This window comes from Anaerosalibacter sp. Marseille-P3206 (assembly GCF_900155565.1).
Taxonomy (GTDB): domain Bacteria; phylum Bacillota; class Clostridia; order Tissierellales; family Sporanaerobacteraceae; genus FUHM01.
The window spans coordinates 461,911-478,695 of sequence record NZ_FUHM01000002.1 but is presented as its reverse complement, the minus strand read 5'-3'; the positions used below and the strand labels follow the sequence as shown (position 1 = coordinate 478,695).

The following is a 16,785-nucleotide window of genomic DNA, read 5'->3' as shown; positions in this document are numbered from 1 at the left end:
TTGAAAACTATAATGGCTAAGTCAAAAAATAGTGAAAACTTTATAGTGGAGCAAAGTCTTATTGAACATACAGAAGATTTATTGAAAGTATATGATAAGATTGTACCTTATTTGCAAGGTGAAGATGAATTTTTAGAAAATTTAATGATAATTTGTGTTCTTCATGATCTTGGAAAAATGAATTCAAGTTTTCAATATAAAATTGAAATAGCAAATGAAATAGAGGATGTGAAAGATAATGAGGAAAAGTTGAATGAATTAAAAAATAAATATATAAAAATTAAAGATAAAAATCACAATATTTTAACTGGAGCATTTTTGAAAAGTATCTTTGATAAAAAAGCCATACCTGAAAACAAACGAACTGTTCTATATAAAGCTATTATGCTCCATCATGGAAACTACTTTAAATATATATGTAAATCTTATAGTGAATATGAAAGAGCTCTGTATGAGGATGTAGAATTAAATGTGCTTAATTCAAATGAATATAATATTGAAGAAGTTGAAGGATTTATTGAAAGAGTGTTAGGTTTAAAAATTAATTTTAGAGATGATGATTTTCTTGATTATGATTTTTTAAGATATTTAACTGATAGATTTATTGGGAAAGACAGTGAAAATGTAGAAGAGTTATATACTGAATATATACTTTATAAAGGATTTCTAAACTTAATTGATCATATTGCTTCAACTCAAATCCTTGACTTTTCATATATTAATGATTTATCAAACGATGATTTAGATGAAAAATTGATAGAATATCTTTCTGATAAAAACGATCTAGAAAAAAACGAAGTATCTTTCAATAAATTACAACGAGATATTAGAGAATATCAAAACACTGATTTAATAACAACTGCTTTTACAGGTAGTGGAAAGACTATTGCTGATTATAGATGGGCTGGTAAAAGAAAAGTATATTTAGTTCCCAATAAAATATCTGCAGAGAGTTTCTTTTTTGATGCATTGGAGATATTAGATGAGGATAAGGTGGGCATACTTCATGGCGATATTTCTCTATATGTGGATAATGAAGATGATAAAGATGGTTTAAATATTTCACTAAAGGATAATGTTCTTACTAAAAACTTATCTAAGCCATATACAATTGCAACATTAGATCAATATTTGTTATCCATGTTTAAATATCCGGGATATGAAAAGACTTTTGCTAGTATTTACAATTCAAATATTACAGTAGATGAAGTTCATCTTTTGACTCCTAGGATGTTTCTTATATTAGTATATTTTATTCAGTTTGCTAACAAATACTTAAATTCAAGATTTCATCTAATGACAGCTACAATGCCGAAAATATATAGTGAAAAGCTAGAAGAGTCTGGAGTAGATTTTGCACATTTAAGTAATGATGAAATTAAAAGTGGACAAAATATTAGGGTGAAAGTCATTAAAGAAAAGGATATTAGCGATATAATAGATGATGGATTGAAGAAGAATTATAAGATTCTTGTAGTTAAAAATACAATATCTGAAGCAATAGAAACTTATCAATTTTTAAAGGAAAAATTCCAGAATAGTAAAGTAAATTTATTGCATAGTAGATTTAAACTTGGAGATAAAAAAGCAAAGTATAGTGAGATAAGAGAACAAGAAGGAGATATTTGGGTAGCAACTCAAATGGTGGAAGTATCTTTGGATTTAGATTTTCAAATTGTTATAAGTGATGCAGCACCGATGGATTCTATTATTCAAAGAATGGGTAGATGCAATAGACATAGTACTTTAGAGAATGGATATTTTTATATTTTGGATAATTATAAAGACAATATAGTATATAGCCAAGTGTTAAAAGAAGCAACTTATAGGCTGTTGAAAGATGAAGGACTATTGACATTAGAAAGAAGAAATGAATTGTTAGAGCAATATTATGATGAAGAAAAAGTTAAAAAGTTCTATGTAAGTGAATTTAAAAAAGCAGAAGACGATATAAGAGATATATTTGGAGTAACAAAAGAAGGGGATATAGATGGAGAGAAGTTAATATTTAACTATGAACCATATTTAAATATAGTGGACAATAAAAAACAAGCAGAAATACTCTTTAGAAATGTAGAAATAAATTTCAAAGTGATATTAGAAGAAGATTATAAAGAGATAAGAGATATAAAGGATAAGAAACAAGTATATAGAAAGCTCCAAGAAGTGTCTATTCCAGTATCGAGAAATATATATTTTCAATTATCCAGTTCAGATTTTTTGAAAAAAGAAGGAAGATTAAATATAATTAAAAAAGAAGCAATGAAAAAAATATGGACCTATGATGACGAAGCAGGGTTGAGGAAAAAGAAGAAGTAGAATATGGTAAGTTTAATATTTTATATGGTATAATAAAGTAAAATAATGGATTTATAGATTTATATTAACTATGTGGGATTTAATATTACAAAAAATAACTAAGGAGGAATTTGAAATGGCAGATATTAAATATGAAATCATTGAAAAAGTAGGTACAGTATCAGAATCACCAAAGGGTTGGACAAAGGAACTAAACCTGATCAGTTGGAACAATAGAGATCCTAAGTATGATCTGAGGGACTGGGCTCCTGAGCATGAAAAGATGGGAAAAGGAGTTACATTAACAAAAGATGAATTAAAGGAATTAAGGGATATTTTAAATGATATGGATTTATAAAGAGGTGCTCACATGAAGAAATTTATTATTCCAATAATCATAGTTGTAGTAGTTATTATTATCTTCGCTACTTCAAATAATAAAGATAAAATATATAGTTTTGATGAGATATGTAAAATCGAAGTTAATGATATAGATTCTATTTTGTTTAACATAGACTTAGACAATCCAAATAATAGAGAAATAGAAAAGAAAGATTTAGAGAAGATAATAGAAGTTCTAGATAATAAAAGATATAAAGTGCCTGAAGGTAATAAAATTACTTTGTCCGAAAATGGTATTGATAAAAATGTAGTTATTTGCAAAATAACTACATTAGACGAAAAGGGTTCAACTATCATTTATATGTACAACAAAGCTATTTCAATTATAGAGGCTAATGGCAAAACAAAACTATATGAAATAATAGATGGTATAAATCAGGAAGAAATCCTGATGATACAAAATTTTTATTGATAAATGTTTATATAAGGAGGATTATGGAATGGATGTTTTATCAGCAATAAAAGGGAGAAGAAGTATAAGAAAGTATAGTAGCGAACCAGTGGAAGATGAAAAGCTATTAAAAGTATTAGAGGCAGCTAGGCTTTCTCCATCTGCAAGGAATGTACAGGAGTGGAAGTTTATAGTTGTAAAGGATCAAGAAACAAGGGAAAAGCTAACAAATGAAGCAATTTGCCAACCATTTGTTGGAGAAGCTCCAATAATATTAGTTTGTTGTGGCAAAGAAACAAGCGGGCTAATGAAATGTGGACAACCACGTTATACTATTGATGTGTCCATTGCTACGGCATATATGGTATTGGAAGCTTATGAGTTAGGATTGGGCACTTGTTGGCTTGGAAGTTTTGATGAAAACAAGGTAAAAGAAATATTGGATATTCCACAAGAAGTGAGGGTAGTGGCAATGACTCCATTAGGATATCCTTCAGAATCTCCAACTCAAAGACCAAGAAAATCCCTTGAAGAAATAATAAGCTATGACAAATATTAAGAGTAGAGTGATTTACTAATATTAATTATTTAAGTTTATAGTAAAGGGAAGCGTCAAAGTTACCCAGTACAATCCTAATTTTATCAAAAGCTCCTATAGAAATTATAACTTAAAAAGGAGATGATACCAATGAAAAAACAACTATCGGAAATGACATTAGAAGAGCTATGGGCTTTATTTCCCATTATTTTAAAAGAGCATAATCAAGACTATAGCAAGTGGTATGAACTGGAAAAGGAAAAGATCATAAAATGCATTGGATTAAAAAATATTAAGCGAATTAACCATATTGGCAGTAGTGCAGTAAGTGGTTTAATTTCAAAACCAACTGTAGATATTTTAGTGGAAATTGATAGAGATATAGATATGAAACAAATAAAAAACATACTTTTAGATGATGGATGGATACTAATGCATGAAGAAAATGAAGAAATTGTACTTAATAAGGGATATACACCTCATGGATTTGCTGAAAAGGTATATCATCTTCATGTTCGATATTATGATGATTGGGATGAGCTTTATTTCAGAGATTATCTTTTAGTGAATAGTGATATTGTTAAGGAGTATGGGGAGTTTAAGTTAAGCTTGTTGCCAAAATATAAGAATAATCGTGATGGATATACTGAAGCAAAGACAGATTTTATCAAGAAATATACAAAGAAAGCAAGGGAAGAATTTGGGGATAGATATAATCCTAATATTAGAAAATCATAAGAGGAGAATTATTAATGATTATAGAAAAGGCAAAAAAAGAAGATTATATATCTATTTATAATATTTCAAAAGAGCTTAATGTAAAATATAATTCAAACAAAGAAAATGGAGTTTTATTAAGAATAATACCTAAAGATTTCATAAAAGATAATATTGAAAATTTCATTGTTGCTAGAATAGATGAAGATATTGTAGGATTTTTGTGGTCTAGTACAGAGTATCCAATAGATATGTTAGCATATACTAAAATAATAGATGACATTGATAATTGCATATATTGTGAACAAATAGCTGTAAAAAAAGAATTTCAAGGACAAAATATTGGAAAGAAATTATATGGATTTTTAAAAAATAATTTTAAAGAAAAAGGAATAATTGTATATGTAAACACAGCTCCAGATAAAAACAAAGCTTCATTAGCTTTTCATACTAGTATTGGATTTAATGTAGTTGGAGAGTTTTATAGGGAAGATTTTTGTGGATTTAAAGAATATAAAGCAAATTTATTGAAATTAAAGTAATTAATAGAGGTGATATTAATGAAAAAGACCTCAGTTAATTGAAGGACTAATACTTATTTTATTTGGATTTAATTTAAAGAAAAAGTGGAATCAGTGAATATAAATGGAACTGTAATAGATATATAGGGTGGCATCAGATATTCTGATGCCACCTTAATTAATTTATGTTCTTAAGTTTTATTTTTTTCTTTTCATTATAAATTTAATGACAAAATATGCTATTGCTCCGATTACTACTGCGAAGGGAAGTATATAGATTATTGAGATTACAAATGTCTCTAATACTTTTCTAAAAGAAAATAAGGAATTCTTAAAGGCATTAACTAGCTTTCCTCCAAAGGTGGTATCCGTAGTTTCTTGATTGGTTAATCTCTCTACTTCTTCAATATTGATTTCAAAGGTACTAAAATCTACTTTATCATCAATATTTATGAGATTGGTCTTAAGTCTTTCTTTTTCATATATGGTTTCGCTGAGTTCATTTTCTAACTTGATTATATCTTCCATTTTTCCCGCTTTAGATAGTAGAGCTAAAATTCTTTCTTCTTTGACTTCAAGAACTTTCAATCTAGATTCAGTATCTCTATATTCACTGGTCACATCTTGTTTAGTGGTACTTTCACTGACTACATTGCCAACACCATTAAGTCCTGATTTAAAAGAAGATATTTTATCTTTTGGAACTCTAATTAGATAAAAACCATTTCTATAGCTTTTATTGTTGTAATGTTGGTTATAATTTATTTGAGAGTTTTCTACATAAGCATTATTCTTGGATATTAAAGCATTTAAGTCTTTATTAGCTTTTTCAAATTCAGTAGTTTTAAGTTGGATATAAACGGTGGTGATGACTTTTTCAGGTTCCAGAGGACTAGCTTCCTCGTTATTGCCACGTTCTTTTTTGCTTTCTTCGGTAGGTGCTAAATTCATTTCATTAGAAGAACTGTTGTCACTTGATTCTTTAGAACCACAGCCTGTCAATGATGAAAGGATTAAAAATAATATTAGACCTAGTATTAAATATTTTTGAAATTTTCTCACTATTTTCACCTCCTATAATCATTATATAAGGGAAACTGGAAAATTCAAATTACAAAATAGTTACAGATTTTTGCATATTTAAAAAAGGCACCCGATACTACCCGAATTTTGTCTCTGTCACAGATTATGATGATGGAGAAAGTGAGGAAAAATTCATTGATGAATTGAAAGTTTTTTATTATATATAAAAAATTTTAATGCTATAATGGTTAACTTAATGTATTATATGATATAATTAAGTAAAAATATGGATTTACATGCCAAGATAATATTTAGAAAGGGCGAAATAATAATGGATTCATTATTTACATCAAAAAATATAAAGGATTTAGAAATTAAAAATAGAATTGTAGTGCCACCAATGGTTTGTTTTAATTTCCCAGTTAACAATGGATTTGTATCTGAAAATAATATTGAACATTATGAAAAGATGGCAAAGGGCGGTAGTGGACTTATTATTGTGGAAGCAACATGTGTTAGTGAAAATGGAAGATTGTCTAAAGATCAATTGGGAATTTGGTCTGATGAACATATATCTGGATTAAAAAGAATAGTTGAAGTATGTCATAAGCATGAGAGAAAAGTTTTTATTCAACTTCACCATGCAGGTCTTAGAACTCCAAGGGGTATCAATGAAGATACTATAACATCTTCTGATTACAATGATGAGAAGGTATCTGCTAGAGCAATGACTAAAGATGAGATACATTCTATACAAGAAGATTTTGTAAATGCAGCTATTAGAGCAGAAAAAGCTGGTTTTGATGGTATTGAGCTTCATGGTGCTCATTCGTATTTATTTACACAGTTTTTCTCTACAAAAGTTAACAAACGTACAGATGAATATGGTGGAAATTTTGAAAACAGGATTAGAATTGTAATGGAGATTTTTGAAGGAATAAAACAAAATGTTAATTCTAGTTTTGTTGTAGGTATTAGAATGGGATGTAATGAAAATGATTTGGAAAATAGTATTTATATGGCCAAGATATTTGAAAGTATAGGTATAGATTATCTTCATGTTTCCACTGGGTTTGACAATACAGCAATTGATAAGGAATTACCTGATGATTTTCCTTGCAATTGGATTGTATATGGAGGAACTATAATTAAAGAGAATGTAGATATACCTGTTATTGTTGTAAATTCAATTAAGACAGTAGAACAAGTTAGATACTTGATTGAAAATAAATTAGCAGATTTTGTAGCAGTAGGTAGGGCACAACTTGCAGATCATAATTTTGTAAATCACATAAGGGAAGGTAAAGATGTAATCAAATGTTTAGATTGTAAGCCATGTAGATGGTTTATTGATGGGAGGAATTGCCCAGTACAGAATAGATAAATTATGTCCTTAGGAGGTAAGTAAAATGAAAAAGACCTCGGTATTTTTTCTAGTTTTAATGGTTTTTCTTTTAACATTTCCAATAGTAGCTAGTGCTGACTTCGGGCCAAAACCATCTATTGAAATCATTGTCAAAAACCCACCACAAACTGAATACTATTTAGATTTGCTAGTTGATTATAGTAGGGATGATTCCCATGAGAACATACATGATAAAGAAATTTACTCAGAAAATATGTATAATATTCTTGAAAATTATAATGTTGATGGATGGCGTCCTGCACTTGTTACTGGAACGAAGGTTCCGATTTTTGGGAAGCTTACTGGTGTTCCAGATGGAAAGGATATGATTCACGAATTTAGTTATGTTGGAGTTCCGGATAAATTCAAGGTTATTATAGTGACTTCGGATGGAGAGACAATAGTATCTAAAAATGTTGTAGATAGAAAGGCGTTTAATAGTACTGTATATTTTGATTGTGAGACAGGGGATTTAGTAGAAAAGTCAATGGTTAAGGCATATTTATTACAATTTATTTCTACTTGTGGTATTACTCTTATAATTGAAGGGCTAATACTTGTTTTATTTGGATTTAATTTAAAGAAAAATTGGAAACCATTTTTGTATATTAATCTATTAACACAAGTATTATTAACACTTATTGTTTTTGGAGCTATGTATACATCTGGCTCATTTGCTGCAATACTTACTTACATTCCTTTTGAAATTGTAATTCTGATTATTGAAACAACAATGTTTTCAAGGTATTTGACACAGCATTCTAAATCAAGACGTGTAGCTTTTTCTATAACGGCAAATGTTTTAAGTTTTTTATTAGGAATGATAGTACTACGATATTTTCCTGATATTTTATAATTTAAAATTAAAGCCATGATTACAAACAATAATCATGGCTTTAAAAATATCTAAATTAACATTATACTATATATTTTTCTAAGTCTTCACTAAATTGTATACTAACTTTCTTAAACTCATATATACTAGCTGTCATCTTTCTGATTTCTTCTGTATAAGTTTGTACATTAGCTGATACTTCCTCAGAAGATGCAGAGTTTTCTTCAGCAATTGCTGCCAATGTTTCTATAGCTTGTGAGATAGAATTAATATTATTGGTTTCTTTTGTAAGTTCATTTGTCAATTCAATAATCAACTCAGATACTTGAGCTATAGAGTTTACAGAAATGGCATTTTCTTCTGCTACTGAATTGAGTTTAACATTTTCTTTTTCTAGTATATTAAACTGGTCAGAAATATCAAATACAAATTTATCTATATTTTGAATAAAGGATTCTAAATTGTTATTGATAGTTTGAACTGCTTCTTTGGAGCCTTCTGCAAGTTTTCTAATCTCCATAGCTACAACAGTAAACCCTTGTCCATATATTCCAGCTCTAGAGGCTTCAATACTAGCATTAAGAGCTAATAGATTTGTTTGTTCTGCTATTTTTTCAACAGTTTCAACAATATTGCGGACTTCATATGCCCTATTTTGCAAATCTTGACCTTTAGATTTTACTTGAGAAAACTGTAATAATACTTGATTTAAATTAGAAGAAGTAGATTTTAAATCTTCAAAGCCCTTATTGATTTTATTTACAGCTTCTTCTAATTCCACTTTACCTTGATTTTCTTTTTCGACTACTTCATTTAAAGATATAATAGAATCATTTAACTGAGTTGCCACTTCTTCTGTTTCATTAGCTTGATGTATAGCTCCTTCTGCCACTTGTTCTACTACATTGGATATTTCATTTGAAGTATAACTCATATTGTTTGAAATCTCAGCAAATTTGTCAGAAAATACATTTAGTTCGTCTGTAGTACCTTTATAGCCTACAAAATCTGTTTTTATGTTTTCTTTTACTTCTCTTAATTTTTTATTAATATCTTCAAAAAAGTCATTGGTTGATATATCATACACTAGGGATAAATCCTTATTATTTAATTCATCTAAATTTTCGTTAATATATTTTAATGGTTTAAATAATCCTTTGCTGATAAAAAATGGTATAACAGCTGAAAGAATTAAAGTTGCTGGTAAAGCTATATTATTAGGTGTAAATTTAAATAACAGTGCACTGGGAACACCTACAAGTAATAATGATGCTAATGATATTTTACCTTCCATATTTTTTATAAATCCTAAGGATAAGATTTTATTTAATCTAAACTTTCTTTGATAATAGATTTCCTCAGAAAATGTTATAGCTATTTTTGTAAAATCATTTGTTTTTTCTAAAGTTTCAACTTCAATGTTTTCTCCAAAATATTTGGCTGCTCCTTCTAACATGCCGTGGAAATAGGAGAACATCCCTCTAGGTGAAGAATAAGTCATATGTGCAGTATATTTGTCTATTGGCTTTAAATTTAGTATAGGAGGTTTTGCTCCTAGTATCCTCTTAGTGACCACTACATGGATATCATACATAGCTTGAAGGAAAGAGTATAGATTTTTGTACCTAAAGAATGCAGGATAGACTTTTGAATATGTAAATACATTGTGATTTCCCATAGTTCTCCATACTTCATCTGAAGATTTGTTTAGTTTATCAGCAATATATTCAAGAATACCTAATGCAGTTCTATCTTCTACATCTTCAGAAAGAGTAAAAATTTTATTTGGACTAATATCAAAATGTGTCATTGCTTGATTAGTTATTTCTTCTCCATATACTTCTCTACAAGTTTGAATCCAAGCAGAAACAATAGTACCTTTCATAATTATTTTCCCCCTTGTCTTACGATTACATATATTATATCACAGCATTTACCAAAAAACTAAAATATAAAGAGGAAAAATAAAAAATATGTAGAAATATATTATAGATTAATGATAAGAGGAGGTTTTATAATGGCATTGCTTAGAATTGCTGTATTATATGATATACCTGTTGCAAACAATCAAGCTACAGCCGATTTTTTACTTTCTTCTCCTGATGGAAGAGGATATGAGAGAAAAACAATCGACTACAATAAACGGATTAGTGATAGGATAAATGAAAAAAGATTGTAAAAAGGATATAGTGGTCAAACCATTGTATTATGTGATATAATAAGTTAAAATCGTGATTGGTAGCAATGGGGTTAAGGAGGGACTAAAGATGAATGGTTTGTTTTTGCAAGGTGGAGGAGCAAAGGGAGCATTTCAAGCAGGTGTTATTTATGGATTGTATGAAAGAGGGTATGAATTTAATATAATATCTGGAACATCAATAGGTGCTATCAATAGTTATTTTATATATAAAAATGAAATAGAAAAAATGAAGAAGTTTTGGATAGAAAATGATTTTGCTGTAGAAATACCTTTTGATGTTGTTATAGATAATCAGGGAATGATTGATTATTTAAGTACATTAGAAGGTATAAATGAAGTGATAGACAATGTATATGTAAACTATACTCATGTTGAAAATAATCAATTGAAAGAAGTTGTTGTGGATTTAGTAAAATCTCCACACGATGCTCAGCTAAAGGCTATAAAATATAGTTCATTACTTCCTTATAGAATGAAAGACTATGATTCAATTGAAGATGTAAGAAATAGTTTTGATTCTTCAATTATGTGTGAAAATTTTATAGAAGATTTACAATCTGGTATTTATGAATCATATAATATAGATGGTGGTGTAGTAAACAATAATTTTCTTTTTCCATTTATAGAACATAAAGTAGATAATTTGTGTTTAATAGTGTTTAAAAAGAATTATGAAATACCAGATTATATTATAAACAACTACTCAATGAATGATATTGTTGTTATTGAGCCTAAAACAGATTTCAAAGCTAATGATACGTTGAGATTTGAACATGAATTTTTAAATAGTATATTCCAAGAAGGATATGCTATAAGTAAACAGGTTATTTTTTAATTTGAGGAAAAAATAGCTATACATAGACTAAAATCAAACATAATAATGGTATTGAGAATATTTTAAAAGAGGTGAAGGGGTAATGAATTGTAGAATTGTTGCAGATAGTAGTTGTGACTTAAATGATGAGCTAAAAGAGAAAATGGATATAGGATTAGTTCCATTAAAAATTCAAATAGATGATAAAACTTATGTTGATGATGAAAAATTAAATATCAATGAACTTTTAAGTGCTATGTCTAATAGCGAAAATTCTGTAAAAACTTCTAGTCCTTCTCCAGGAGACTTTATAAAGGAATATGAAAAGGCAGACAATGTATTTGTGGTTACTTTGTCTTCTCAGTTGAGTGGCACTTATAATAGTGCTATGATTGCTAAAAACATTATAGAAGAGAGTACAGAAAAATTTATTCACATATTTGATTCAAAAAGTGCTTGTGTTGGCGAAACTTTAATTAGCATGAAGATTTTTGAATTGATACAAGAGAAATATGATAAACTTGACATTGTAAATAAGGTTAATCAATACATTAAAGAGATGAAGACTTTGTTTATACTAGATAATCTTGACAATCTAATCAAAGGTGGAAGAATGACAAAGATTGCAGCACATATTGCTTCTCTATTGAATATAAAGCCCATAATGGGTGGAGACCAAGAAGGTAATATTAAGTTAGTAGACAAGGTTAGAGGAAGTAAAAGGGCTTTTAAAAGATTTGTTGAGATAATAGGTATTGAAGCTGGAAATACTGAAGGGAAGACGATAGGGATAGCTCACTGTAATGCTCCTGAAAAAGCTAATGAACTTAAGGAAGAAATAGAGAAAAAGTATAACTTTAAGAATATAATAGTGACAGAGATGGCAGGCCTTAGTTCAGTTTATGCAAATGATGGGGGTATAGTTGTAGCATTTAATTAAGAAAAATAATTATAAATAGATAAAAACATCTCTTTGAAGTAGGAAGAGATGTTTTTAATTGTTAAAAAGGGGGTTAATTTATGGCTATTGGAATAATTGTATCTTTTGTTTATATATTTTTAATAATTGCAGTTGCTACTATTTTAAATAAAAGAGATTTAATTTCAAATGAAGGAAGTAGGAAGTTTATACATATAATGTTGTCTAATTGGTGGTTTATTGCAATGCATTATTTTAAAACACCAATGAGTGCCTCTATAGTTCCAGCTATTTTTGTATTGATTAATTATCTATCATATAAAAACAATATATTTAAGGCTATGGAGCGAGAAGAGGAAGAAGAAACATTGGGAACCGTATATTATGCTGTTTCACTACTTATATTGTCTTTAATCAGTTTTTCAGAAAAGCTAAGTCCTTGGATTGGTGCTGCTGGGATATTGGTTATGGGTTATGGAGACGGTTTTGCAGCTATAATTGGTAGCAAATATGGGAAACATCGCTTGAATTTTGGAAGTATTAAAAAGAGTGTTGAAGGTTCACTTGCAATGTTTGTATTTTCATTTATATGTCTTTTTGCAATTACTTTTTATACAAATAGTCTTCATTCATTTGGGTATGTTATACTAATAGCTGTAGTAGCAACTATAGTAGAGTTGTTTTCACCAAAGGGAACGGACAATTTGGCGGTTCCTTTAGTGGTTTCTTTGTTGTATTATTTATTGGTGTTTTGAGAGGAGTGTAGAATTTGCTGGATTATATAATTGGCTTTTTATTAAGTTTTTCTATTGCTTACTTAGCTTATAAGAAAGAATCACTATCTACAAGTGGCTTTGTAGCAGCTACCTTGTATGGGTTAGCTATTTATAAATTTGGTGGATTATATTTTTTCTTGGTTATGATTAGTTTTTTTGTTTCTTCTAGCTTATTTAGTCACTTTAAAAAATCTAGAAAAAATAAATATGAAAGGATGAATGAAAAGACTGGTAAAAGGGATTTTACTCAAGTTATTGCAAATGGTTTACCTAGTTTTATATTTGGACTAATTTATTATATTACTGGAAATTATATTTATATATTAGGGTTTACTACAGCACTTGCATCGGCAAATGCTGATACTTGGGCTTCTGAAATTGGTATATTAAGTAAAAAAGATCCTGTATCTATTATTACTTGGGAGCCAATTGAAAAAGGTGTTTCAGGAGGCATTAGTCCTTTAGGAATTATGGCTTCACTATTTGGAGCAGGATTTATTGCAGTGATATCTGTTGTTGGCTATATCCTATCTTTTGGAATCAATGAGTATCTATTAGCATTTTTTTTATTGTCAACACTAGGTGGATTCTTAGGTTCTATTATAGATAGCATTTTAGGTGCTACTGTTCAAGCTAAATACATTAGCTGTATAAGCAATACTCTTACTGAAAAGAAATACTCAGGAGGGATTGAAAATGCACTATATAGCGGTATATCTATTATAGATAACAATTTTGTAAACTTATCTAGTGGGCTATTATCTTCTATGATTATTACTGGTCTTTCAAGTCTAATCTAGGAGACAGAGGTCGGTTTTTTGTCTCCTATTTGAAAATAAAGATGGAGGTGTTTTTGTGAAGAAAATTGTATTAGCTGGTGGATGTTTTTGGGGTGTTGAAGAGTATATGTCTAGAATAGATGGTGTTATAAAGACTAAGGTTGGCTATGCTAATGGTTTAAAAGAAAATCCCACCTATCAAGAAGTTTGCACAGGAACTACTGGTCATGCAGAAGCTTGTTTTATTGAGTTTGATGAAAATATTATATCTTTGGAGAAACTTTTGTTTAGGTTTTGGCGAATTATTGAGCCTACATGGTTAAATAAACAAGGTGGAGATATAGGTCATCAATATAGGACTGGGATATATTATATTGACAAAGAAGATATACCTGTTATCGAAAGTACATTAAAGGTTGAACAAGAGAAATACGATAAGCCAATAGTAACTGAAATTAAACCATTAACCAGCTTTTATGAAGCTGAAGAGTATCATCAAAAATATCTAAAGAAAAATCCAAATGGATATTGTCATATTAATTTGGATGCATAAGAATCTATTGTAGGGAATGTAAGTGATGAAATTGGATTTGGTCTATTGAAATATCACTGAAGTTCCCTACTATTATATCTGCGTTTGACAAATCTTGAAAACCGACGTTATTTCCTTCTTTTATCTATTCAGATTTTTAAATTTTGTCTTAAACTATTGCACAATATGTTGTAGTTTGATATCATATAATAACGATATGTAGTAATTAATAAAGACCACCAACACATATATTAACACAAAAAAAGAAAAATAGGAAGGGGTAAGGAGGTTGTTAAATGATTAAGAAAATTAAAAAGAGGGATGGTAGAGAAGTACCATTTAACTTAGAAAAGATTGCAAACGCAATATTTAAAGCTGCTCAAGCTGCAGGTGGACAAGACTATGATATTTCACTTAGTTTGGCTGAAGATGTAGCTGATTATCTTGATGAGAAATACAGAGGTAGTATTCCAGAAGTAGAACAGATTCAAGATGCTGTAGAAAAAGTACTTATAGAATCTGGCCATGCAAGGACTGCTAAAGAGTTTATATTGTATAGAGCAGAGAGAACAAGGGTCAGAGAGATGAACACTAGGCTTATGAAAGTATATGAGGATTTGACTTTTCAAGAAGCAGAGGACAATGATTTAAAGAGAGAAAATGCTAATATAGATGGCAATACTGCAATGGGGACTATGCTTAAGTATGGTTCAGAGGGTGCAAAACAATTTTATGATTTATTCATTTTAAATCCAGAACATTCTATGGCTCATAAAAATGGCGATATTCATATACATGATTTGGATTTTTTAACACTTACAACTACATGTTGTCAAATTGATATAGATACTTTGTTTAAAGGTGGATTTAGCACAGGTCATGGGTTTTTGAGAGAACCTAAAGATATTCAAAGTTATGCAGCTTTGGCTTGTATTGCTATCCAATCAAACCAAAACGATCAACACGGAGGCCAGAGTATTCCTAACTTTGATTATGGTCTTGCTAATGGTGTTAGAAAGACCTATAGAAAAGTATATAGACAAAATTTATTGAAGGCTTTACAACTTATTTATGATGAAGATTATTCAGAAGAGGCTATTATAGATGTTTTTGAAAAAATAGAAGAAAAACATGGACTTATACCATCATTAGAGGAAAATCAAGAGTATAAAAAACTAGAGAAAATGTATCTTCAAGAAATAATTAAAGATGCTAGTATAATAGAAAAGGCTCAGAAGTTTGCTGAAAAGCATGCATTAAAAGAGACAGACAGAAGAACTTATCAAGCTATGGAAGCTCTAATTCACAATTTAAACACTATGCACAGTAGAGCAGGAGCCCAAATTCCGTTTAGTTCTATAAACTATGGAACAGACACATCACCAGAAGGTAGAATGGTAGTTAAAAATGTTCTTCTAGCTACAGAAAGAGGATTAGGAAATGGAGAAACACCAATTTTCCCAATACAAATATTTAAAGTAAAGGAAGGAATCAACTACAATCCAGGTGATCCTAACTACGATCTTTTTAAACTATCATGCAAAGTAAGTGCAAAGAGACTATTTCCAAACTTCTCCTTCTTAGATGCACCATATAATTTACAATACTATGTAGAAGGACATCCAGAGACAGAATTAGCATATATGGGTTGTAGGACGCGTGTTGCAGCTAATGTGTATGATCCTTCGAAGGAGATTATTTTTGGAAGAGGAAATTTAAGTTTTACAACTATAAACTTACCAAGACTTGCTATTAAAAGTGAACAAAATATAAATAAATTCTTTGAGGAATTAGATAAAACTATCGATATAGTTATAGATCAACTTTTAGCAAGATTTGAATTGCAAGCACAGAAAAAAGTAAAGAATTTCCCTTTCTTAATGGGACAAGGTTTATGGTTGGATTCAGATAAATTAGATTGGGAAGATGAAGTTCGAGATGTATTAAAACATGGAACACTCACAGCTGGATTTATTGGTTTGGCAGAATGTTTGAAATCACTAACTGGAAAACATCATGGAGAATCTGAAGAATCACAAAAGTTAGGACTTGAAATCATTGGTCATATGAGAAAGAGGATGGATGAAGCAAGTCAAAAATACAAAATGAACTTTTCTCTTATAGCTACACCAGCAGAGGGAACTGCAGGTAGATTTGTAAAGATGGATAGAGAGAGATATGGTGAAATTCCAGGGGTTACAGATAGGGAATACTATACAAATAGTTTCCATGTGCCTGTATATTACCAAACAACAGCTTTTGACAAGATAAGTATTGAAGCTCCATATCATGAATTGACAAATGGAGGACATATAACCTATGTAGAAGTAGATGGAGATCCTACTCAAAACTTAGAAGCCTTCGAAAAGATAATTAGAGCTATGAAAGAAGCCGGAGTTGGTTATGGTTCTATTAATCATCCTGTTGATAGAGACCCTATTTGTGGATATACAGGAATCATAGGAGATACTTGTCCAAAATGCGGCAGAGAAGAAGGAGATATTAAATTTGAAAGGATTCGTCGTATTACTGGGTACCTTGTTGGAACATTAGATAGATTTAATGATGCAAAAAGAGCTGAGGAAAGAGATAGAGTAAAACATTTCTCTTGTTCATATAAATAAGAGGTGGTTGT

Annotated in this window: 17 protein-coding genes; 15 read left to right on the top strand and 2 right to left on the bottom strand. The window is 29.5% G+C overall.

The genetic code is table 11. The features are described from left to right. From BQ9840_RS03640 to BQ9840_RS03615, 6 genes are all read left to right on the top strand, one after another. Window positions 1-2,319: a CRISPR-associated helicase/endonuclease Cas3 gene (locus BQ9840_RS03640; RefSeq protein ID WP_077368165.1), complete on the top strand. Its 2,319-nt coding sequence runs from the start codon at window positions 1-3 to the stop codon at window positions 2,317-2,319. A 115-nt stretch (window positions 2,320-2,434) separates the two neighbouring features. Then, the gene (locus BQ9840_RS03635) at window positions 2,435-2,656 is read left to right on the top strand and encodes a YdbC family protein (protein WP_077368163.1); all 222 of its coding nucleotides are present in this window, start codon (window positions 2,435-2,437) and stop codon (window positions 2,654-2,656) included. Window positions 2,657-2,668: 12 nt separating this feature from the next. Continuing rightward, window positions 2,669-3,112, top strand: coding sequence for a hypothetical protein (locus tag BQ9840_RS03630; RefSeq protein WP_077368161.1), 444 nt, complete (start codon window positions 2,669-2,671; stop codon window positions 3,110-3,112). Between the two features lie 28 nt (window positions 3,113-3,140). Then, window positions 3,141-3,650, top strand: a complete 510-nt coding sequence (locus tag BQ9840_RS03625) for a nitroreductase family protein (RefSeq protein ID WP_077368160.1) — start codon at window positions 3,141-3,143, stop codon at window positions 3,648-3,650. A 129-nt stretch (window positions 3,651-3,779) separates the two neighbouring features. After that, entirely contained in the window at window positions 3,780-4,367 is a 588-nt protein-coding gene (locus BQ9840_RS03620; protein ID WP_077368158.1) for a GrpB family protein, read from the top strand. Window positions 4,368-4,381: 14 nt separating this feature from the next. Continuing rightward, a complete protein-coding gene (locus BQ9840_RS03615; protein WP_077368156.1) occupies window positions 4,382-4,888 on the top strand; it encodes a GNAT family N-acetyltransferase in 507 nt (168 codons plus the stop codon). Window positions 4,889-5,065: 177 nt separating this feature from the next. Here the strand turns inward: BQ9840_RS03615 and BQ9840_RS03610 are convergent, their stop codons facing one another. Next, complete coding sequence (locus BQ9840_RS03610; protein WP_159436069.1) at window positions 5,066-5,929, bottom strand: DUF4349 domain-containing protein; 864 nt, start codon at window positions 5,927-5,929, stop codon at window positions 5,066-5,068. A gap of 247 nt (window positions 5,930-6,176) precedes the next feature. Between BQ9840_RS03610 and BQ9840_RS03605 the strand changes: the two genes are divergently transcribed. Continuing rightward, window positions 6,177-7,274, top strand: a complete 1,098-nt coding sequence (locus BQ9840_RS03605; RefSeq protein ID WP_200804862.1) for an NADH:flavin oxidoreductase — start codon at window positions 6,177-6,179, stop codon at window positions 7,272-7,274. A 25-nt stretch (window positions 7,275-7,299) separates the two neighbouring features. Then, window positions 7,300-8,151: a hypothetical protein gene (locus tag BQ9840_RS03600; protein ID WP_077368150.1), complete on the top strand. Its 852-nt coding sequence runs from the start codon at window positions 7,300-7,302 to the stop codon at window positions 8,149-8,151. Between the two features lie 61 nt (window positions 8,152-8,212). Here BQ9840_RS03600 and BQ9840_RS03595 read toward each other — a convergent pair whose 3' ends face one another. Further along, window positions 8,213-10,015 carry a heme NO-binding domain-containing protein gene (locus tag BQ9840_RS03595; protein WP_077368148.1) on the bottom strand — a complete coding sequence of 601 codons (1,803 nt, stop codon included), beginning with the start codon at window positions 10,013-10,015 and terminating at the stop codon, window positions 8,213-8,215. A 132-nt stretch (window positions 10,016-10,147) separates the two neighbouring features. Between BQ9840_RS03595 and BQ9840_RS03590 the strand changes: the two genes are divergently transcribed. From BQ9840_RS03590 to BQ9840_RS03560, 7 genes are all read left to right on the top strand, one after another. Beyond that, complete coding sequence (locus tag BQ9840_RS03590) at window positions 10,148-10,309, top strand: hypothetical protein (protein WP_200804861.1); 162 nt, start codon at window positions 10,148-10,150, stop codon at window positions 10,307-10,309. 88 nt (window positions 10,310-10,397) lie between these two features. Then, entirely contained in the window at window positions 10,398-11,165 is a 768-nt protein-coding gene (locus tag BQ9840_RS03585) for a patatin-like phospholipase family protein (protein WP_077368146.1), read from the top strand. Window positions 11,166-11,247: 82 nt separating this feature from the next. Further along, window positions 11,248-12,084 (top strand): DegV family protein, encoded by an 837-nt coding sequence (locus tag BQ9840_RS03580; protein WP_077368144.1) that lies wholly within the window; start codon window positions 11,248-11,250, stop codon window positions 12,082-12,084. Window positions 12,085-12,164: 80 nt separating this feature from the next. Next, window positions 12,165-12,818, top strand: coding sequence for a diacylglycerol/polyprenol kinase family protein (locus BQ9840_RS03575; protein WP_077368142.1), 654 nt, complete (start codon window positions 12,165-12,167; stop codon window positions 12,816-12,818). Window positions 12,819-12,832: 14 nt separating this feature from the next. After that, window positions 12,833-13,639, top strand: a complete 807-nt coding sequence (locus tag BQ9840_RS03570; RefSeq protein ID WP_077368140.1) for a DUF92 domain-containing protein — start codon at window positions 12,833-12,835, stop codon at window positions 13,637-13,639. Between the two features lie 55 nt (window positions 13,640-13,694). After that, window positions 13,695-14,171: a peptide-methionine (S)-S-oxide reductase MsrA gene (gene msrA, locus BQ9840_RS03565; protein WP_077368138.1), complete on the top strand. Its 477-nt coding sequence runs from the start codon at window positions 13,695-13,697 to the stop codon at window positions 14,169-14,171. 275 nt (window positions 14,172-14,446) lie between these two features. Beyond that, window positions 14,447-16,774: an anaerobic ribonucleoside triphosphate reductase gene (locus BQ9840_RS03560; protein ID WP_077368136.1), complete on the top strand. Its 2,328-nt coding sequence runs from the start codon at window positions 14,447-14,449 to the stop codon at window positions 16,772-16,774. The last annotated feature ends 11 nt before the right edge of the window (window positions 16,775-16,785 follow it).

Bases quoted from the DNA above. Each gene is read 5' to 3' on its own strand.
- BQ9840_RS03635 (WP_077368163.1), top strand. From the start codon at position 2,435: ATGGCAGATATTAAATATGAAATCATTGAAAAAGTAGGTACAGTATCA.
- BQ9840_RS03630 (WP_077368161.1), top strand. From the start codon at position 2,669: ATGAAGAAATTTATTATTCCAATAATCATAGTTGTAGTAGTTATTATT.
- BQ9840_RS03625 (WP_077368160.1), top strand. From the start codon at position 3,141: ATGGATGTTTTATCAGCAATAAAAGGGAGAAGAAGTATAAGAAAGTAT.
- BQ9840_RS03620 (WP_077368158.1), top strand. From the start codon at position 3,780: ATGAAAAAACAACTATCGGAAATGACATTAGAAGAGCTATGGGCTTTA.
- BQ9840_RS03615 (WP_077368156.1), top strand. From the start codon at position 4,382: ATGATTATAGAAAAGGCAAAAAAAGAAGATTATATATCTATTTATAAT.
- BQ9840_RS03605 (WP_200804862.1), top strand. From the start codon at position 6,177: ATGGATTTACATGCCAAGATAATATTTAGAAAGGGCGAAATAATAATG.
- BQ9840_RS03600 (WP_077368150.1), top strand. From the start codon at position 7,300: ATGAAAAAGACCTCGGTATTTTTTCTAGTTTTAATGGTTTTTCTTTTA.
- BQ9840_RS03595 (WP_077368148.1), bottom strand. From the start codon at position 10,015: ATGAAAGGTACTATTGTTTCTGCTTGGATTCAAACTTGTAGAGAAGTA.
- BQ9840_RS03590 (WP_200804861.1), top strand. From the start codon at position 10,148: ATGGCATTGCTTAGAATTGCTGTATTATATGATATACCTGTTGCAAAC.
- BQ9840_RS03585 (WP_077368146.1), top strand. From the start codon at position 10,398: ATGAATGGTTTGTTTTTGCAAGGTGGAGGAGCAAAGGGAGCATTTCAA.
- BQ9840_RS03580 (WP_077368144.1), top strand. From the start codon at position 11,248: ATGAATTGTAGAATTGTTGCAGATAGTAGTTGTGACTTAAATGATGAG.
- BQ9840_RS03575 (WP_077368142.1), top strand. From the start codon at position 12,165: ATGGCTATTGGAATAATTGTATCTTTTGTTTATATATTTTTAATAATT.
- BQ9840_RS03560 (WP_077368136.1), top strand. From the start codon at position 14,447: ATGATTAAGAAAATTAAAAAGAGGGATGGTAGAGAAGTACCATTTAAC.